Source organism: Isoptericola halotolerans, assembly GCF_045689585.1.
Classification (GTDB): domain Bacteria; phylum Actinomycetota; class Actinomycetes; order Actinomycetales; family Cellulomonadaceae; genus Isoptericola; species Isoptericola halotolerans_B.
Map to the genome: position 1 here is coordinate 2,155,981 of NZ_CP140108.1, position 16,309 is coordinate 2,172,289.

The following is a 16,309-nucleotide window of genomic DNA, read 5'->3' on the forward strand; positions in this document are numbered from 1 at the left end:
TGGTGCGGGCGACGGCGGCGGTGCGGGGGGTCATGGGCGCACCTCGACCTTGATCGCGGCGAGCAGCTCGGCGCGGATCAGGCCGCCGGGGTCCGGGTCCTCGCCCTCGGCGCGCCCGTCGTCGGTCAGGCGCTCGACGATCCGCAGCGCGGCCGTCAGTCCGTCGCGGTGGCCCTGGGCGTGCCCGTCGTCATAGGCGGCCAGCGCGGGGCGGTCGGCGTGCTCCTCGGCACCCTCGCGAGCCTGGGCCAGCGCCCGGTCGAAGCCGTCCATGTCGATGCCGGCCCCAGCCATGAGGTCGCGGGCGGCCTGGGGCGGCGCGGTCTCGCGCAGCGGCACGTACGCCGCGGCCCCGGCCTGGGACGACGACGGCGCGTCGGCGGGGTCCTGGCGGCGCGACCCGGCGGGCTGGCGGACCAGCGCGCCCGGGACGACGTCGATAACTTCCCCGACGGGGCGGTCTGGGTCGTCGGGCAGGTCCGCGGGGCCCTGCAGCGGGCCACACGCGGCCCGCCAGTCCGGGCCGGTGATCTGGACCATGCCGCCGGTGCGCTCAGCCTCGGCGAGGGAGTCGTGCAGGGTGGGTACGGGCTCGACCTCGGCCGGCTCGTAGATGGACTCGTCGCCGCTCGGCAGGGTCAGCACCAGGATGCTGTTACCGACGTGGGCCACGGTCGCGTGGCTGCCCTGCCAGCAGCCGGTGAGGATGCGGACGCGATCGCCGGGGGAGTAGGTGGTGGTCGTGGTCATGAGCGGGCTCCGATCTCGGCAGTGAGGGTGAGCAGGAAGGCGGCGGCGTTCGCCACGGTGAGGGCGGCCCACAGCGGCGCCAGGCCGCCGAAGTCCATGCCCCACGCGAGGGCGCACAGCAGGGCCAGGGGGAGGTTCAGCACGGCCGCCCCCCGAGGAAGTGGTGGTGGACGATCGCGCCGGACTCGGCCACGAGCACGTCGTCGTCGGGTGCGACCGGGCTACCGGCCAGCGCGTAGAGCGCGACCTCGGCGTCCGGGCGCGGGCGGCGGGGGAGCGGGGGTCGGGTCGACAGGACGTCGGTCGGCACCGACGGGCGGCGACGGCGGGGGAGGCGGAGCTTCATCGGGCCACCCCCACTGCGGCCTCGCGCACCCATGCGGGCGCCTCGGTCAGGTTCGACTCGTTGTAGACGGCGCTGTTGAGGCGGTGGCCGTACTCGCCGCTCTTGAGCACCCATCGGCCCTCGACCTGGATGTGCAGCCCCCACTTCATGTGGCGGGAGACGAAGAGGCGGAGCGGCTCGATGGTGATGAACCCGTTGCCGTGACGGGTGACGATGGGCGCGGCGCCTCGCGGGGCGTCGAACTCCCAGCTGCGGGAGGTCAGGATGGCGCTCATGCCGCCACCGCTGTCGGGTCGCCGAGCTGCGCCACGACGGCGTCCCACTCGGGCGTCGGCTCGGCGGCGACGTCGTCGTTCGAGACGCCCTCGCACGCGGGGTCGGGGACGGGGATGCGGTCAAGGTCGGCCACGCGGTGGGCGAACCCGCCGAGCACGGACGGCTCGCAGGGGTCGGAGCACCACGCGTCATGGAGCTCGACGGCTGGGGAGAGGGTGGTCATCGGAGCGCCCCCTCGATCTTCTGGGCGATGCCGAGCGCGCCACCGTCGGCCGTGCGCTCGAACTCCGCGCGCATGACCGCCGCGATGTACTCGGCGCCCTCCTGGTCGATCACGAGCGCGACGGCGTCGTCGCGGCGGTTGAGGACGTGGTCCATGTGGATCGTCTTCACGGGGTATGTACCCTTCTGGTGTCGGTGCCCCGTGCGAGGCTCGGAAGGTTGAGCACGGGGCGCTGTGCTGTTCAGTGGCGAGAGCGGGAGCGCGAGGTCTGCTCGCGCAGGGGGTCCGGCTCGACGGCGAGCTCGGGCCGGACGGTGTACGTGTCGCGCAGGGCCTCGTACTGCTCCTCGGTGAGTCGGATCTCGCGGCCGACGCGCAAGTGCTCGACCTTCTTCGGGATCCGGCGGGCCCAGTAGTCCCGGGTCTTACCCAGGCGCTCGACGACGTCGTCGAGGGTCAGCTCGTGGGTCAGGGTGCTCACGCCGCCACCTCCGCGCCGACGTACCGCTGGATGAAGTACTGCTGCCCCTTGCCGGTGACCTTCGGCGTCTTGTTGATGGTCACGTGGCCGTCGGAGTGGGTGACCGCGGTCTCCTTCACGCGGAACAGGCCGAGCTCCATCGCGCGCTGCGTGGGCATGTTCCAGTCGGTGCCCCGGCGCTTGATGAGGTAGCCGTCGCGGCGCAGCCACTCGAACAGCCGCGTGCCGCCGACCTCGACGCCGTTGCCCTTGAGGATCTTGGCGAGGTCGCCGACGAGGATGTCGGTGCGCGACGTCGCGACCGCGTCGGCGAAGACCACCTTCGGGCGGTCGGCCTCGATCTGACGGTGCGCCTGCTCGATCACGCGCTGGGCCTCGATCAGCGCCGTGGCCATGAGCTCGGGCCCGGTGAGCGCCGGGGCGGAGCCGTAGTGACCGGTCTTCATGATCTGCGGCACTACGTCGTGCGTGAGCCAGCGACGAAAGCGGCGAGCCTCCGGCTTGCGGCTGTCGAGCGTGACGTCGATGACGCCCGACTCGGTGACGGCGTGCGCCTGCTGGGTCCGGCCCATCGAGTCGATGACGTCCACGGTCTGGACGTCATCCCCCTCGAGGCGGGCGGCGACGTTGCGAGCGTTCGAGATGCCGAGTGCGCGGCAAACATCGCCGAGCACGAACAGCGGGGCGCCGCCCGGGCCGACGACGGCGCGCACCTGCTCGCCGTCGAAGTCGAATGGCTGGAGGTGGGTCATGCGATCCTTCTTCCTGTAGAGGAGCCCTCGCGATTGCCCTGTCCGGAGCCGCGGGGGCTTCTTGCTGTCTTCACCTGATGAAGGTGCTCATCGGGGGTGATGTGTGACCGGCCCGCGCGGAACTTGGTCGGCCCGATCAGGTCAAGCAGCCACGAGACGCTTCGCGTTCTGCCGCGAATCGCTGGACGACCTGGACATGAAGAGGTCGTCCGTGCCCACCTGCAGGTACATCGCGATGCGCACGGCGGGCTCGAGGTCGAGCGTGTTGACCTCGCCTCGCAGCAGGCGACCGAGGTACGAGTGCGACTTCCAGCCGGCAGCCTTCGCCAGCTCTCGCTGCGACACGTCCTGGATCACCATCAGCTTGGCGAGCTTCTTGCGGTCGGTGAGGACCATCCAGATTGCTCCCATCGGTGTCGGGGTTGGTGCCCTCACTGTATCCAGCTCCTTCTCGTTGTGTCCAGCGTTCTGCGACAAACATACATAGCCGGTGCCCACCGCGCAAGGGCCCCTCGTGCCCGTCCGGGGCGCGGAAGTCCGCCATTGCTACGCTGACCTGTAGATACAGAGCGCGTGTTTCGGTGTCCAGACGTCCCGTGCGCTCGGTGCCCACCCTGCTGGACGTGATGCCCTGCCGCCCTGAACTGTGGTGCCCGTGAAGGAGGAATCGTGACTACGAGCAAGCTCTGGGCGCTGATCGAGGAGTGGCGCGACGCGCAGCTCTTCCCTGTCTCGCAGGCTGCGCTGGCATCGAAGATCGGCGTCTCGCGCAGCGCGATGTCGCAGTGGAAGTCCGGCCAGGCGAAGCCCTCGCCGGAGAAGCTGCGGCGGATCGCCAGCGTGACCCGGGTCCCGTACGAACGACTCCTCGAGGCTGTAGTCCACGACATGGGCTACCTGGGTACCGAGGAGGTGGTGGGCAATGCTGAGCATCCCGCCCCCATCAAGGCGGCCGGCCACGAGCCGGCGCACGACCGCTACACCCTCGACGGCGAGCGGATCGACCCCGACGACCACGTGCTCGCCGCGCGCGACGTGGACGACGACGCTGAGGTCGAGGCGCAGCAGGAGGAGGCGTGACGGGCGCGACGTGTCCAGAATCGCCCAGCACCAGGGCCGTCCGGGCTTCGATGTCCTGTCACACTGGGGATGAACCACCGATGGCCCACGAGAGGGGGTGGACAAGATGGCCTTCCCGCTGAAACTCGCGTCGCTACTGAGTGGCGCCACTCGGCATCAGCTCAACGCCTGGCGCGCGAGCGGCTTGGTGGTTCCCGAGATTCGGCCGTTCCGGCCGCCGCTCTACTCGTTCCGAGACCTGATCTTGCTGCGCTCGATCGCCTTCCTGCGCGCCGAGACGTCGAGCCAGAAGGTGCACAAGGCGTTCGCGAACCTCAGCCTCCTCGAGATCACGTCGCACCCATCGCGCTACCAGTTCGGGACCGATGGCACGACGATCTGGATTGGTCTCGACGGCGGGCAGGCGGTCGACCTTGTTCAGCGTGTGGGTCAGATCGACCTCTTCACCTTCGAGGACCTGACGAGCGAGTTCGTCAACTTCCGGGGGACGACCGTGCCGAACTTTGACCGACCGGCCGACCACGTTCAGGTCAGGTATCGAAGGATGGGCGGGTGGCCCACAATCGAAGAGACGCGCGTGCCCTATGACACCGTCGCGAACCTCGTCGACTACCGGACAGTGTTCCCCGATGACGTGCACCACTACTACCCAGGCGTGACCGCCGAGGCGGCCGAGAGCGCCGTCGGCTTCAACCGTCAGGTCGAGGAGGCGGCCGCTTGATGCGCCACTTCTTCGTCGACGAGAACCTCACTCCGGAACTCGCGACCTTGCTCTCGAAGGTCCACCGTCAGCACCGCTTCACGTCGGCCCAGAGTGCTGGGCTGCGCGGCGTGGACGACGTCGAACTCTTCGGAGATCTCCAGCACCGCGGCTTCGATGCGATCATCACGCACGACGCGAATCAGCTCGAGATCCCAGAGGAGCGCGACGGGTTGCGCTCCGCCGGTCTGCACTGGATCGGTGTCCCACAGGGGCGTGTAGTTGGCGTCGATCTTGTGGCGTGCCAGCTCTCGGTCGTCACTCCCGCGATTCAGCACATCGTGTCCAACTGGTCCAAGAAGCCGACCGCCTACGTCTTGACCGGACTGACCGACCTTGCGCAGATCATCGCTGGCACGACTCGCTTGTAGCTCGCCGTGCCGCCGTGCACTCGTCGCCTCGGGCATGTAGACCTGGACGGGATGTCGCTCGAGGACCTGATCGCCGCCGCCGAGGAGCTCGGCGTCCACGTGAAGTGGATGGACCTCGGCCGGCGCGCGGGGGAGCTGCGGCGCTCCGGGCTCGTGCTGCTCAACCACCGCAAGTCCGTGCTCACGCAGCGGTGCACGCTCGCCCACGAGATGGGCCACTGGACCCTCGGGCACGACTGGACGCTCTACCACGACGTCCCCCGCGACGAACGCGAGGCTGACGCCTACGCCGCGGAGCTGCTCATCTCACCTGTGGAGTACGCGCTGGCCGAGCGCACCCATGGCGAGCACCCCGGGGCGCTGGCCCGTGAGCTCGAGGTCACCCGACGGCTGATCGAGGTCTGGCAGGACGATGTGTGGCGTCGGGCGACGCGCCCGACAGTCCGCCGCCACCTGCGCGCGGTCTAGACCTCAGTCTGGATCGTCGCAGGTCAAGGCCTGAATGTCAGCGAATCCTAACCACGCGGGCTGCCGGAATATCGCGACGTCGGGATGCCAGGGACAGGTGGAGCGGGCCAGATATCACCCGCTCGCCGGGAGGTTCTGAGAGCCACCGCCTGAAACCATGTGCGACATGCGTCGACTCCTCTCCTCTGCTGGCATCGTCCTGACCATGACCGCTCTTGCCGCCTGCACGTCCTCCGTTGATGGCGCGGAGGATGCCGAGGCGACACCTTCGGAGTCGACTGGGCCAGCTGTGGAGAAGAATGCGGAGTACTCCACGGTCGAGGACTTCCGGGACGCCGCGGTGCTCGCCGGGCTCGACTGCCCTGCATGGGAGGAGCGGACCGGCATGACGCACGCCCTGGCCGCAGGGGACTGCGACGACGAGACGGTGCTGTCGATCTTCGACAGCGCCGCGCAACGAGATGACCAGGCGGCTGCACTCAAGGCTCTCAGTAGCGAGCCGCATCCTCTGCTACTCGGTCCGAACTGGATGGTCAACAGCGCCCCCGAGACGCTCGACCTACTCCAGCCGATCCTCGGCGGTGAAGTCGACTCGGAGCCCGCCCCCGAGCCGGAGACTCCTGAGGTTACGAAGAAGGACCTCAAGGCGTCAGCTCGGGTCAAGGAGAAGGAGTGCTTCGGGTCGGCCGGGTGCCTGATCACAGTAGAGCCGGTGCTCGACGTGAAGTCGAACTATCTCGGCGTCGACGAAGGAGGGTTCGAGGTCACCATCGAGTACCGCGGGGGCGAGGATGGCCCGATTGTCCGCACGATCGAGGTCGATGAGGGTGGCGAGTACTCGTACCGCGAGGAGACTGTCTCGACGGCGTCGTCGGACGACAAGGTCAAGGTCAAGGTCACCGACATCCACTACCCGTACAGCGGCTAATCACCCCTCGATCTGCGGGTGCGCGGCCGTCAGGGCCCCGGAGATCGCCCCGCGGATCGCCTGCTGCGCCGCGGGCATCACGTGGCCGTAGCGGTCCACCGTCGTGGTGATCGACTCGTGCCCGAGGTGGGCCTGGACGTAGTTGATCGGCACGCCGGCGCCCAGGAGCCACGAGGCGTTGCTGTGCCGGGCGTCGTGGATCCGTGGTCGCTTCCCGAGCGCGGGGGACAGGGGCGTGATGGGCTCGCCGTCGGCGCGCCGCGGCACGGTCACGCGGCCCTTCTCGGGCTGCGCCGGCTCGCCGTTGGCCAGCCGGACGGCGGGCGCCCACACATCCTTGGAGAACGTGCGGTGCTTGACCTCCTCACCGCCGGCCGCGCGGAAGACGTAGTCGTAGGCCGGGCGCTTCTCGATCAGCGGCGTGAGCACCTCGACGACCTCGGGCGCCAGGGCCACGGTGCGCCGGGAGCGTCGGGACTTCGGCGGACCGACCGTGCCGTCCCGGCGCCAGGCGCGCTCGATGGTCGCCACGGGTGCGGGTTCGCCGGTGATCGGGTCCCGGCGCTGGAGGTCGACGTCGCCCACGCGCAGCGCCGTGATCTCGCCCCAGCGCAGGCCGGTGGAGAACAGGGTCGTGACCATGGGCTGCCAGCGCGGGGCGAAGCACCCGAGGAAGCGCAGGTACTCCTCGTGCGTCAGGAAGACCATGGGCTCGCGCTCGGTGCGCGGCAGGCGCGTCCCGTCGCACGGGCTCGAGCTGATGAGCCCGGAGCGCACGGCGCGCTTCATCGCGGCCGAGAGGAACGAGTGCCGGTTCGCGATCGTCTTGCCGGAGATCGGCTTGCCGCCGCGCACCTTCTCCTTCGCCATGGCGTTGACCCACCGGGCGACGTCGTCGGGGTGCACGGCGTCGACGGGCAGCGGGCCGAGCTCGCCGAGGTCGTTGCGCACGTGCCCGCGGTAGGTGCGCAGGCACGTCTCCCCGACGCCGGTCAGCAGCTCGATGTGCTTCGCGCACCACTGCGCCACGGTCGGCGTGCCCTCGCGTGCGCCGGCCCGGGCGTCGGCGATCTGCTCGGCGCGATCGGCCCCGACGTCGGCCAGCAGACGAGCGAACGTCGTCGCGGCACGCTCGGAGGCGAAGGTGCGCGACGTGGCCTTGCTCCCGCGCCCGCCCGTGCGGTACCGGACCTTCCACGTCTCGGTGCCGTCCTTCGCGCGATGCATGGTCGGTGTCGGCATGGCGCCCATGATGCCTCCTGGTGTGCACGGTGTGCACACGCGATCCCGAGATTGCCCGATTCTGACCCTGGCCGCCCCGGTTCGCCCGGACGGTCCCGGTGCAGGTCAAGGCCTATTTCTGCTGGTCACCAGTCTACCTCGCCCGGAGGGCAGGGACCGGTTCGAACCCGGGCGGGGGCACGCGGCGGCCGGGTCTTCTGCCCGTGGCAGAACCGGTGCCCGCACGGCGCGCACGGCCCGCCTCCCGGCACGGACCCGGAGTAGCGTCGGGTCCATGACGAGGAGCGACGACGCGCACGAGCCGCTGCTGAGACACCTCCTGGGTGCCATCCTGCGCCGCGCGCGGCAGCGCCAGAGGCGCACGCTGCAGGAGGTCGCCGAGGCGGCCCGCATGTCGACCGCCTACCTGTCCGAGGTCGAGCGTGGCCGCAAGGAGCCGTCGTCGGAGGTGCTCGCCGCCGTCTGCCGGGCGCTCGACCTGCGGCTCGTCGACCTCGTCGCCGACACCCACGCCACCCTCGTCGCGGCGACCGGACCGCGCGTGGTCCTGACGTCCACGCGCCCGACGACGGTCCGGCACGTGCGCTCGTCGACCGGCGTGGCAGCGCTGCCCGGCGGAGGCCCGCGCACCACGCGCGACGTCGTCGCGCTCGCTGCCTGAGCACGTCCGCACGACGCCGTCCGCGCCGGCCGACGAGCGCACGCGCCGGCCCGATCCGGCGGACCGGCGCCGCGCCGGACCAGTACCCGTCAGGCCGTCGCGTGCTTGCGGGAGGTGACGACGGCGTCGGCCACGCCGTACTCGACGGCCTCGGCCGCGGTGAGGATCAGGTCGCGATCCGTGTCCCGGCGCAGCTGGGACGCGGGCCGGCCGGTGTGCCGGGCCAGGAGGGTCTCCGTCTCGTCGCGCAGCCGCTGGATCTCCCGTGCCTGGATCGCCAGGTCGGACACGGTGCCCTGGCTCTGCCCGGACGGCTGGTGCAGCAGCACGCGGGAGTGCTCGAGCACGGTCCGCCTGCCCGGCGTGCCCGCCGCGAGCAGCACGGCCGCCGCCGACGCCGCCTGCCCCATGCACGTGGTGGCCACGTCGCAGCGCACGAACTGCATGGTGTCGTAGATCGCCGTCATGGCCGTCGCGGAGCCGCCGGGAGAGTTGATGTACAGGTCGATCGGCGACTCGGGCGACTCGGACTCGAGGTGCAGCAGCTGCGCCATGACCACGTTCGCCACGCCGTCGTCGACCTCGGTGCCGAGGAAGATGATGCGGTCGCGCAGCAGGCGGCTGAACACGTCGGAGGCGCGCTCGCCGAGCGGGGTGCGCTCGATGACGCTGGGAATGGTGTAGCTGCTCATCAGAGGCCCACCTTCCGGCCGGGCGCCGTCGGGCGGACGTCGTCCACCGACTCGACGACGCGGTCGACGAACCCGTACTCGACCGCCTCGGCCGCCGTGAACCAGCGGTCACGGTCGGCGTCCTCGGTGATCTGGGCGAGGGTGCGGCCGGTGTGCTTCGCGGTGAGCGCGGCCATCACCCGCTTGGTGTGCTCGAGGTTCTCGGCCTGGATCGCGATGTCGATCGCCGTCCCGCCGATGCCGGCCGACGGCTGGTGCATGAGCACCCGGGTGTGCGGCAGCGCGTAGCGCTTGCCGGCCGTGCCGGCGGTCAGCAGGAACTGGCCCATGCTGGCGGCGAACCCGACGCCGACGGTGACGACGTCGTTCGGCAGCAGACGCATGGTGTCGTACACGCCGAGGCCGGCGGACACGGAGCCGCCGGGAGAGTTGACGAACAGGGCGATGTCCGCCGCGGCGTCCTCGGCGGACAGGAGCAGGAGCTGGGCGCAGACGCGGGTGGCGACGGCGTCGTCGATCTCGGTGCCGATGACGACGATGCGCTGGTGCAGCAGCCGCGTGGCGAGCTGGTCGTCGAACGGTGCGGAGGGTGGAGGAGCGTCGGAGGAGCGGAGCGTGGTGATCGTCATGGCCCCACCGTGCGGCGTCGCGACCCCCGGGGGGACGGCGATATGCCGTCAGCGCATCCGCTCCTGGCAGATCAGCGCGCCGCCGGGTCGGCGTGGTGCCGGCGTGCGGTCTCCTCGGCGGCGCGGACGACGGCGTCGAGCACCTGGCGCACGGCCCGGCGGCGGGCACGGTCCGGACGCATCACCGCGGCGACGTGCCGCGTGGCCGGGACGCCCGTGAGGGGCCGCAGGGTCAGCCGGTCCCCGGTCGGGGTGGTGAAGCGGGGCAGGACCGCCAGGCGGTCGCCGGCCGCGACGAGGGACTCGATGAGCCGGTTGTCCACGAGCCGCTGCCGGACGTCGAGCTGCGCGCCGGTCGTCTGCTCGATGCTCCGCAGGACCGTGTCGAACGGGTATCCGGCCGGCACGCCGATCCAGGCGGAGTCGACCACGTCGTGGGCGTCGACCGTCTCCCGGACGGCGAGCGGGTGGTCGGTGGCCATCGCCACGTCGAGCGGCTCGCCCGCCACGGGGACCACGACGAGGCCGTCGGTCCCGGCCGGCCGGACGCTGGTCAGGCTGTGCGCGATGACGACGTCGTGGTCGGCGGTCAGGGCGCCGTACGCGGCCTCGGCGAGGTCGACGTCGGTATAGCGCAGGTCGATCCCGCTGCCGGTGAGCGCGCGGTCGACGGCGGGGAGCAGGAAGGCCGCGGCGCTCGGCAGCGCGGCGACGGTGACGGTGCCCGTCGGCGCGTCCCGGAACGCGTCCCAGCGTGCCTGCACCTCGGCGAGGGCCGTGGCCACGTCGACCGCGCCCTCGGCGAGCAGCCGTCCGGCGTCGGTCAGGCGGAGGCCGCGGCCGTGCGGCTCGGCGAGCGGCGCGCCGAGCTCACGCTGCGCCGTGCGCAGCTGCTGCGAGACGGCCGACGGCGTCCGGTGCGTCGCGGCGGCGACGGCGGAGACGCTGCCGCGGTCGGCCAGCTCGCGCAGGAGCTCGAGGTGTCGGACATCCATGTAGGCAGCCTACATAGTCATGACAGAAACCCTCGCTTGTCCTTCACCAATGCTGGGCCGACGATGGCGGTATGCCCTTGCGCCACCGTCTGCTCGCCGCGTCCGTCGCCGTCATGTGGGGTCTGAACTTCCTGGCCATCGACGCGTCGCTCGGACACTTCCCGCCGATGTTCCTCGTCGTCCTCCGGTTCGCGGTGATCGCCGTCCCGACGCTGTTCCTGGTGCCGCGGCCCCGGGTGCCCGTCCGGTGGCTGATCGGCTACGGCGTCGGCTTCGGCATCCTGCAGTTCGCCTTCCTCTACTGGGGGATGGCCGTCGGGATGCCGGCCGGGCTCGCGTCCCTGGTGCTCCAGGCGTCGGGACCGTTCACGGTGGTCCTCGGAGCGACGTTCCTCCGCGAGCGGGTCGGGCCGCGGCAGGTCGCCGGGATCCTGGTGGCCGTCGTCGGCCTCACGGTGGTCGGCTGGCAGCAGGCGCAGACGGCGGCGCTCCTGCCGTTCCTGCTCACGCTCGCCGGCGCGCTGGGCTGGGCGCTCGGCAACATCTCCAACCGGCAGGCGAGGCCCGAGAACCCGCTGCACCTCACCCTGTGGATGTCGGTCGTGCCGCCGCTGCCGATGCTGGCGCTCGCCCTGGCCGTCGAGGGTCCGACCCGGATCGTGGGGTCGCTGACGTCGTTCGACGAGCCGGGTGCCGTCGGCGCGCTCGTCGGCCTCGCCTACACGGTGGTGGTCGGCACGGTGCTGGGATCCGGTGTCTGGACCTGGCTCATGGCTCGCCACCCCGCCGGGGTGGTCGCGCCCTACTCGATGCTGGTCCCGGTGGTGGGGATGACGGCGGCGTGGGTCGTGCTGGGCGAGGCGGTCAGCCTGCTGGAGCTGGGCGGCGGAGCGCTGGTCGTCGCGGGCGTGCTGTGGGGCGGGGCGCGTCGTCGGGCGCGGGTCGTCGAGCCGACCGGGTCCGACGGCGCGGTACCGGACGGTCCGGCCTCAGTGCCCGTCGTCGCGCGGTGAGGGCCGGTCGTCGCGCACGGCGTCCACGACGGGGAACGCGTTGAAGTGGACCTGGACGGGCACCGCACCGGGCACGTCCTCCTGGTCCTTCAGCGGCTCCAGCTGCTCGTCGAGGACGACGCTGACGGCCTGGATCAGGCGCGAGAGCTGTGCGGGCGTGGCGAAGAAGTTGGAGGTGCTGAGCGTGACGGCATCCTTCCACCGGGCGAGCGCCGTCTGCTCGAGGTCCGTGTCCATGACGTCCAGGAGCCGCCAGATCTTGTCCTGACGGGTGCGCTCGAACTCGGCGTTCACGAGGGACTTGGTGGTCCGCAGGCCGGCGTCGTCGTGGTCCTCCGGACCGATGGAGAACCCGCCCGGCGAGGCCTCCCACCACCGCTCGCGGGCCGTGCCGCGCCCCTCGACCTCCCGGACGAAGTCGTGCTTGGCGAGCTGGCGCAGGTGATAGCTGGTCGAGCCGCTGGACTCGCCGACGAGCTCGGCGAGCCGGCTGGCGGTGAGCGCTCCGTGGACCTGCAGGAGGTCGAGGATCCGCACCCGCAGCGGGTGTGAGAGCCCTCGGAGCCGCAACGCGCTCAGCCGGCCGGGCCGCCGGTCGTCGCCGGACGGGGCCTCGGGGGTGTCGCTCATGCGACGACGGTACAGCGAGGCGCTCAGCGCAGGCCGAGCGGGTTGACCTGGGCAGCGTTGTCCCGCATGTGCTCGTCGGCGCGGTAGCGCGCCTCGGCAGCGCGTCGCGCAGCGGTGTGGTCGCCCGGCGAGCGCGCGGCGGTCCGGGTCATCCGGGTGCCCAGCGCGACCAGCGCGTGGCCGAGGCGGTCGACGAGGTCGTCGAGCAGGCGGCGCTCGGTGCGGGACGTGGTCGTGGGTGAGGTGATGGCGAGCAGCATGTCGGGCTCCCGGTGGTGACGGACGGTGCATCCGAGTAGTACCAAGATAGCGTTGCAAAGATCATGTTGCAACATGTTCTTTGGATCGCATGTGGAGTGCGGTGCGAGGCGCGTGGTGCAGCGGTGCGGCATCGATCATCGTACAAGTGTTCGAAAGCGGAGGCCAGGGTTCATCCACCCGTGACCTCGCGGGAACTCGACCGGCGTACGCTCCGTTGTGCAGCCGTACGATGCCGCCGTCGTGCACCTCCCCCCGCCCTCAGGAGTGTGTGTGTTCCGCCTTGCCCGCCTGTCCCTGGCCAACCGCGCCGTCGTCGCTCTCGCGACGATCGCGATCTTCGCGTTCGGCACCCTGAGCCTGACGTCGCTCAAGCAGGAGCTCATCCCGTCGCTCGAGCTCCCGGCCGGTGCCGTCGTCGCCGTGTACCCCGGCGCGTCGCCCGAGGTGGTCGAACAGAACGTGACCGAGCCCCTCGAGGCCGCGGCGCAGACGGTCGACGGGATCGAGTCGATCACCTCGACGGCGTCCACCGGCATGTCGATGACCACGGTCGCCTTCGAGTACGGCACGGACATGGATGCCGCCACCCAGCGGCTCACCACCGCGGTGACGCGCACCCAGTCGCAGCTCCCGGAGGACGTCGACCCGCAGGTCGTCACCGGCTCGCTCGACGACCTGCCGGTGGTCCAGCTGGCCGCCGCCGGGTCCGACGACGTCGCCGCCCTCGCCGACGAGATCGACACCGTCCTGGTCCCCGCGCTCGAGGAGATCGACGACGTGCGCTCGGTGGCCGTCACCGGCGGGCAGACGGAGCAGGTGCTCATCGAGGTCGACCCGGCCGAGCTGGCGGACGACGGCCTCGAGCTCACCCAGGTGACCGACGTCCTGGCGGACTACGGCGTGGTGATCCCCGCCGGCACCGTCACCGAGGACGGCGCGACCTACTCCCTGCAGGCCGGGACCCGCGTCGAGAGCGTCGACGACCTCGAGGACATCCCCCTCGTGCCGTCCGCCGCCGAGACCGGCGGCGCGGGCGACGCCGCCGACGGCACCGGCACGGACTCCGGAGCGGGCGGCGACGCCACCGCGCCCGACGGCGCGACCGACGTTCCGCCGTCGGACACCGGGGGAGAGCCCGGCACCGGCGACGAGGCGATCGTCCCCGGCGAGGACGAGCTGCTGCCGGACGCCAACGCGCCCCCGGCGCCGCCCGCGCTGCCGGAGCCCGTGCTGCTCGGCGACGTCGCCGAGATCACCGTGGCTCCCACCGAGGCGGACTCCTTCTCCCGGCTGGACGGTGAGCCGTCGCTGGGCATCGCCATCACCAAGACCCCGCAGGGCAACACCGTCGACGTCTCGCACGCGGTGCAGGAGGTCCTGGACGACAACGCGGCCGAGCTGGACGAGGCCGGCGTGAGCACCGCGGTCGTGTTCGACCAGGCGCCCTTCATCGAGGAGTCCATCGAGGGCCTGGCCACCGAGGGCGGCCTCGGGCTGATCTTCGCGATCCTCATCATCCTGGTGTTCCTGCTGTCCGTGCGTTCGACGCTCGTCTCGGCCGTGTCGATCCCGCTGTCCCTCGCGACGGCGTTCCTCGTCATGGACCTGACCGGGTACACGCTGAACATCCTCACGCTGGCCGCGCTGACCATCTCCATCGGGCGCGTGGTCGACGACGCGATCGTCGTCATCGAGAACATCAAGAGACACCTGTCCTACGGCGAGGACAAGAAACAGGCGATCCTCACCGCCGTCGGCGAGGTCGCGGGCGCCATCTCCGCCTCGACCATCTGCACCGTGGCGGTGTTCCTGCCGCTGGGCCTCGTCTCCGGCATGACCGGCGAGCTGTTCCGGCCGTTCGCGTTCACCGTCGCCATCGCGATGCTCGCGTCGCTGCTCGTGGCGCTGACCATCGTGCCGGTGCTCGCCTACTGGTTCGTCAAGGCACCGAAGGGTAGCGCCGGGTCCGACGGCGTCGCTGATGACGGTGGCGAAGCCGTCCGCGAGGCCGCCGAGGCCAAGGAGCGTCGCGGCCTGTGGCAGCGCGCGTACGTGCCGAGCCTCGCCGCGTCGCTGCGGCACCCGTGGATCTCGCTGGTGATCGCCGTCGGCATCCTCGCGGGCACGCTCGCGCTCGTGCCGCGGCTCGAGACCAACTTCATCGGCGACTCCGGCCAGGACACCGTCTCGGTCACGCAGACCTTCACCGACACGGCGTCGCTGGAGGCGCAGGACGAGGCCGCCCGCGACATGGAAGAGGCCCTCGACGGCGTCGAGGGGATCGAGACCGTGCAGACCTCCGTGGGCTCGGGCGACGCCGGCGAGGCTGCGTTCTTCGGCGGCGGTTCGACGCCCACCGCGACCTTCTCGATCACGCTCGACGAGGAGGCCGACCCGCTCGTGGTCCAGGCCGACGTCCGGGACGCGGCGGAGTCGCTCACCGGCGACGGCCCGACGACGGAGGTCAGCGTGGCCGGCGGTGACTCCGGCTTCGGGTCCACCACCATCGACCTGGTGGTCCGCGCCCACGACGCCGACGACCTGACCGCGGCGGCTGACGACGCCACGGCCGCCGTCTCCGGCCTCGACGGCGTCGCGGAGGTCACCAACGACCTCGCCTCGGCCCAGCCGGTCCTGCAGGTCACGGTGGACCGTGAGGCGGCCGCCGAGGCCGGCCTCACCGAGACCCAGGTGGCCGGGATCGTGTCCGGCACGATGAACCCGGAGCAGACGGTCGGCGAGGTCGACCTCGGGGACGGGCCGGTGGACGCCGTCGTCGTCTCGGGCGAGGCGCCCGCGACCGTCGAGGAGGTCGAGGAGATCGAGATCCAGACCGCCGCCGGCATGGTCCCGCTGACGGACGTGGCCGAGGTCGCGGAGGTCGAGACGCCGACGTCGATCAGCCGCGTCGACGGGGAGCGGTCGGCCACCGTGTCGATCACCCCGGAGAGCCAGGACCTCGGCACGCTGAGCACCGACGTGGCCGCTGCCGTCGACGGGCTCGAGCTGCCGCCCGGCGCGACCGTGGAGATCGGCGGTGTCGCCGCCGACCAGGAGGATGCCTTCGCCGACCTGGGCCTGGCCCTGCTCGCCGCCATCGCGATCGTCTACCTGATCATGGTCGCGACGTTCAAGTCGTTGGTGCAGCCGCTCATCCTGCTGGTCTCCGTGCCGCTGTCCGCCACCGGCGCCCTCGTGGCGTTGCTGGCGACCGACACGCCGCTCGGCGTCCCGGCGCTCATCGGCGTGCTCATGCTGATCGGCATCGTGGTGTCCAACGCCATCGTGCTCATCGACCTCATCAACCAGTACCGGCTGCGCGGCCGGTCGCTGGACGAGGCGGTGCGCGAGGGCGCCCGCAAGCGCCTGCGGCCGATCGTCATGACGGCGCTCGCCACCATCGGTGCGCTCACGCCCATGGCGATCGGGGTCACCGGCGGCGGGGCGTTCATCTCGCAGCCGCTCGCGCTCGTGGTGATCGGCGGACTGATCTCCTCGACCCTGCTGACCCTGCTCATCGTGCCGGTGCTGTACGTGCTGGTCGAGGGTCGCAAGGACCGCCGGGCCGCCCGGCGGGACCGCAGGGCCGCGAAGCGGGAGGCGAAGCAGGTCGAGCGAGCGGACCGCGAGGCGGCGCGTGCCGCCCGGACCAGCGACCGTCCCGGGAGCTGACCCGACGAGGTCACAGATCGGCCGGGAACCTGACGGCCGGGTCGCGCGTTGCCTAGGATGATGGCCACGGCCAGCGACC

23 protein-coding genes are annotated in these 16,309 nt (G+C 71.4%); 8 read left to right on the forward strand and 15 right to left on the reverse strand.

Going from position 1 to position 16,309, the window contains the following annotated elements:
• Nucleotides 1-30: 30 nt before the first annotated feature.
• The 9 genes from UQW22_RS10065 to UQW22_RS10105 all read right to left on the reverse strand — a co-directional run bounded on the left by UQW22_RS10065 (nucleotide 31) and on the right by UQW22_RS10105 (nucleotide 3,239).
• On the reverse strand, nucleotides 31-750 hold the full coding sequence (locus UQW22_RS10065; RefSeq protein WP_407316688.1) for a hypothetical protein: 720 nt from the start codon (nucleotides 748-750) through the stop codon (nucleotides 31-33).
• Nucleotides 747-893 (reverse strand): hypothetical protein, encoded by a 147-nt coding sequence (locus UQW22_RS10070; protein ID WP_407316690.1) that lies wholly within the window; start codon nucleotides 891-893, stop codon nucleotides 747-749. Before UQW22_RS10070 ends, UQW22_RS10065 begins: the two co-directional genes overlap by 4 nt.
• The gene (locus UQW22_RS10075) at nucleotides 887-1,096 is read right to left on the reverse strand and encodes a hypothetical protein (protein WP_407316692.1); all 210 of its coding nucleotides are present in this window, start codon (nucleotides 1,094-1,096) and stop codon (nucleotides 887-889) included. Before UQW22_RS10075 ends, UQW22_RS10070 begins: the two co-directional genes overlap by 7 nt.
• A complete protein-coding gene (locus UQW22_RS10080; protein ID WP_407316694.1) occupies nucleotides 1,093-1,371 on the reverse strand; it encodes a hypothetical protein in 279 nt (92 codons plus the stop codon). The genes UQW22_RS10075 and UQW22_RS10080 overlap by 4 nt, the downstream gene beginning before the upstream one ends.
• A complete protein-coding gene (locus UQW22_RS10085) occupies nucleotides 1,368-1,595 on the reverse strand; it encodes a hypothetical protein (protein ID WP_407316696.1) in 228 nt (75 codons plus the stop codon). The genes UQW22_RS10080 and UQW22_RS10085 overlap by 4 nt, the downstream gene beginning before the upstream one ends.
• Entirely contained in the window at nucleotides 1,592-1,765 is a 174-nt protein-coding gene (locus UQW22_RS10090) for a hypothetical protein (protein WP_407316698.1), read from the reverse strand. Before UQW22_RS10090 ends, UQW22_RS10085 begins: the two co-directional genes overlap by 4 nt.
• Before the next feature lie 71 nt (nucleotides 1,766-1,836).
• Nucleotides 1,837-2,076, reverse strand: coding sequence for a hypothetical protein (locus tag UQW22_RS10095; RefSeq protein WP_407316700.1), 240 nt, complete (start codon nucleotides 2,074-2,076; stop codon nucleotides 1,837-1,839).
• The gene (locus tag UQW22_RS10100; RefSeq protein ID WP_407316702.1) at nucleotides 2,073-2,828 is read right to left on the reverse strand and encodes a phage antirepressor; all 756 of its coding nucleotides are present in this window, start codon (nucleotides 2,826-2,828) and stop codon (nucleotides 2,073-2,075) included. The genes UQW22_RS10095 and UQW22_RS10100 overlap by 4 nt, the downstream gene beginning before the upstream one ends.
• Before the next feature lie 141 nt (nucleotides 2,829-2,969).
• Complete coding sequence (locus UQW22_RS10105; protein WP_407316704.1) at nucleotides 2,970-3,239, reverse strand: helix-turn-helix domain-containing protein; 270 nt, start codon at nucleotides 3,237-3,239, stop codon at nucleotides 2,970-2,972.
• A gap of 258 nt (nucleotides 3,240-3,497) precedes the next feature.
• Here UQW22_RS10105 and UQW22_RS10110 point away from each other — a divergent pair, with 258 nt between their 5' ends.
• The 5 genes from UQW22_RS10110 to UQW22_RS10130 all read left to right on the forward strand — a co-directional run bounded on the left by UQW22_RS10110 (nucleotide 3,498) and on the right by UQW22_RS10130 (nucleotide 6,435).
• The gene (locus tag UQW22_RS10110; protein ID WP_407316706.1) at nucleotides 3,498-3,908 is read left to right on the forward strand and encodes a helix-turn-helix domain-containing protein; all 411 of its coding nucleotides are present in this window, start codon (nucleotides 3,498-3,500) and stop codon (nucleotides 3,906-3,908) included.
• A 106-nt stretch (nucleotides 3,909-4,014) separates the two neighbouring features.
• Entirely contained in the window at nucleotides 4,015-4,629 is a 615-nt protein-coding gene (locus tag UQW22_RS10115) for a DUF433 domain-containing protein (RefSeq protein WP_407320771.1), read from the forward strand.
• Nucleotides 4,629-5,039: a hypothetical protein gene (locus UQW22_RS10120; RefSeq protein ID WP_407316708.1), complete on the forward strand. Its 411-nt coding sequence runs from the start codon at nucleotides 4,629-4,631 to the stop codon at nucleotides 5,037-5,039. Before UQW22_RS10115 ends, UQW22_RS10120 begins: the two co-directional genes overlap by 1 nt.
• A 51-nt stretch (nucleotides 5,040-5,090) precedes the next feature.
• Nucleotides 5,091-5,507 carry an ImmA/IrrE family metallo-endopeptidase gene (locus UQW22_RS10125; protein ID WP_407316710.1) on the forward strand — a complete coding sequence of 139 codons (417 nt, stop codon included), beginning with the start codon at nucleotides 5,091-5,093 and terminating at the stop codon, nucleotides 5,505-5,507.
• Nucleotides 5,508-5,673: 166 nt separating this feature from the next.
• Complete coding sequence (locus UQW22_RS10130; protein WP_407316712.1) at nucleotides 5,674-6,435, forward strand: hypothetical protein; 762 nt, start codon at nucleotides 5,674-5,676, stop codon at nucleotides 6,433-6,435.
• Here the strand turns inward: UQW22_RS10130 and UQW22_RS10135 are convergent, their stop codons facing one another.
• Nucleotides 6,436-7,677, reverse strand: coding sequence for a tyrosine-type recombinase/integrase (locus tag UQW22_RS10135; protein WP_407316714.1), 1,242 nt, complete (start codon nucleotides 7,675-7,677; stop codon nucleotides 6,436-6,438).
• 274 nt (nucleotides 7,678-7,951) lie between these two features.
• Here UQW22_RS10135 and UQW22_RS10140 point away from each other — a divergent pair, with 274 nt between their 5' ends.
• A complete protein-coding gene (locus tag UQW22_RS10140; RefSeq protein ID WP_407316716.1) occupies nucleotides 7,952-8,338 on the forward strand; it encodes a helix-turn-helix domain-containing protein in 387 nt (128 codons plus the stop codon).
• Nucleotides 8,339-8,427: 89 nt separating this feature from the next.
• Here the strand turns inward: UQW22_RS10140 and UQW22_RS10145 are convergent, their stop codons facing one another.
• From UQW22_RS10145 to UQW22_RS10155, 3 genes are all read right to left on the reverse strand, one after another.
• A complete protein-coding gene (locus UQW22_RS10145) occupies nucleotides 8,428-9,030 on the reverse strand; it encodes a ClpP family protease (RefSeq protein ID WP_407316718.1) in 603 nt (200 codons plus the stop codon).
• Entirely contained in the window at nucleotides 9,030-9,659 is a 630-nt protein-coding gene (locus UQW22_RS10150; protein ID WP_407316720.1) for a ClpP family protease, read from the reverse strand. Before UQW22_RS10150 ends, UQW22_RS10145 begins: the two co-directional genes overlap by 1 nt.
• Before the next feature lie 71 nt (nucleotides 9,660-9,730).
• Complete coding sequence (locus tag UQW22_RS10155) at nucleotides 9,731-10,654, reverse strand: LysR family transcriptional regulator (protein WP_407316722.1); 924 nt, start codon at nucleotides 10,652-10,654, stop codon at nucleotides 9,731-9,733.
• Between the two features lie 71 nt (nucleotides 10,655-10,725).
• On the opposite strand from UQW22_RS10155, the gene UQW22_RS10160 reads away from it, so the two are divergent.
• Nucleotides 10,726-11,667, forward strand: coding sequence for an EamA family transporter (locus UQW22_RS10160; RefSeq protein ID WP_407316724.1), 942 nt, complete (start codon nucleotides 10,726-10,728; stop codon nucleotides 11,665-11,667).
• Here UQW22_RS10160 and UQW22_RS10165 read toward each other — a convergent pair.
• Nucleotides 11,644-12,297, reverse strand: coding sequence for a helix-turn-helix domain-containing protein (locus UQW22_RS10165; RefSeq protein WP_407316726.1), 654 nt, complete (start codon nucleotides 12,295-12,297; stop codon nucleotides 11,644-11,646). The two genes, UQW22_RS10160 and UQW22_RS10165, sit on opposite strands and share 24 nt — an antisense overlap.
• Before the next feature lie 23 nt (nucleotides 12,298-12,320).
• Nucleotides 12,321-12,557 carry a hypothetical protein gene (locus UQW22_RS10170; protein ID WP_407316728.1) on the reverse strand — a complete coding sequence of 79 codons (237 nt, stop codon included), beginning with the start codon at nucleotides 12,555-12,557 and terminating at the stop codon, nucleotides 12,321-12,323.
• A 271-nt stretch (nucleotides 12,558-12,828) separates the two neighbouring features.
• On the opposite strand from UQW22_RS10170, the gene UQW22_RS10175 reads away from it, so the two are divergent.
• The gene (locus UQW22_RS10175; RefSeq protein WP_407316730.1) at nucleotides 12,829-16,230 is read left to right on the forward strand and encodes an efflux RND transporter permease subunit; all 3,402 of its coding nucleotides are present in this window, start codon (nucleotides 12,829-12,831) and stop codon (nucleotides 16,228-16,230) included.
• Nucleotides 16,231-16,309: the final 79 nt, after the last annotated feature.

Coding starts and splice junctions, on each gene's coding strand:
- UQW22_RS10065 (WP_407316688.1), bottom strand. CDS start 750: ATGACCACGACCACCACCTACTCCCCCGGCGATCGCGTCCGCATCCTC.
- UQW22_RS10075 (WP_407316692.1), bottom strand. CDS start 1,096: ATGAAGCTCCGCCTCCCCCGCCGTCGCCGCCCGTCGGTGCCGACCGAC.
- UQW22_RS10080 (WP_407316694.1), bottom strand. CDS start 1,371: ATGAGCGCCATCCTGACCTCCCGCAGCTGGGAGTTCGACGCCCCGCGA.
- UQW22_RS10085 (WP_407316696.1), bottom strand. CDS start 1,595: ATGACCACCCTCTCCCCAGCCGTCGAGCTCCATGACGCGTGGTGCTCC.
- UQW22_RS10100 (WP_407316702.1), bottom strand. CDS start 2,828: ATGACCCACCTCCAGCCATTCGACTTCGACGGCGAGCAGGTGCGCGCC.
- UQW22_RS10105 (WP_407316704.1), bottom strand. CDS start 3,239: ATGGGAGCAATCTGGATGGTCCTCACCGACCGCAAGAAGCTCGCCAAG.
- UQW22_RS10115 (WP_407320771.1), top strand. CDS start 4,015: ATGGCCTTCCCGCTGAAACTCGCGTCGCTACTGAGTGGCGCCACTCGG.
- UQW22_RS10120 (WP_407316708.1), top strand. CDS start 4,629: ATGCGCCACTTCTTCGTCGACGAGAACCTCACTCCGGAACTCGCGACC.
- UQW22_RS10125 (WP_407316710.1), top strand. CDS start 5,091: ATGTCGCTCGAGGACCTGATCGCCGCCGCCGAGGAGCTCGGCGTCCAC.
- UQW22_RS10130 (WP_407316712.1), top strand. CDS start 5,674: ATGCGTCGACTCCTCTCCTCTGCTGGCATCGTCCTGACCATGACCGCT.
- UQW22_RS10135 (WP_407316714.1), bottom strand. CDS start 7,677: ATGCCGACACCGACCATGCATCGCGCGAAGGACGGCACCGAGACGTGG.
- UQW22_RS10140 (WP_407316716.1), top strand. CDS start 7,952: ATGACGAGGAGCGACGACGCGCACGAGCCGCTGCTGAGACACCTCCTG.
- UQW22_RS10145 (WP_407316718.1), bottom strand. CDS start 9,030: ATGAGCAGCTACACCATTCCCAGCGTCATCGAGCGCACCCCGCTCGGC.
- UQW22_RS10150 (WP_407316720.1), bottom strand. CDS start 9,659: ATGACGATCACCACGCTCCGCTCCTCCGACGCTCCTCCACCCTCCGCA.
- UQW22_RS10155 (WP_407316722.1), bottom strand. CDS start 10,654: ATGGATGTCCGACACCTCGAGCTCCTGCGCGAGCTGGCCGACCGCGGC.
- UQW22_RS10160 (WP_407316724.1), top strand. CDS start 10,726: ATGCCCTTGCGCCACCGTCTGCTCGCCGCGTCCGTCGCCGTCATGTGG.
- UQW22_RS10165 (WP_407316726.1), bottom strand. CDS start 12,297: ATGAGCGACACCCCCGAGGCCCCGTCCGGCGACGACCGGCGGCCCGGC.
- UQW22_RS10170 (WP_407316728.1), bottom strand. CDS start 12,557: ATGCTGCTCGCCATCACCTCACCCACGACCACGTCCCGCACCGAGCGC.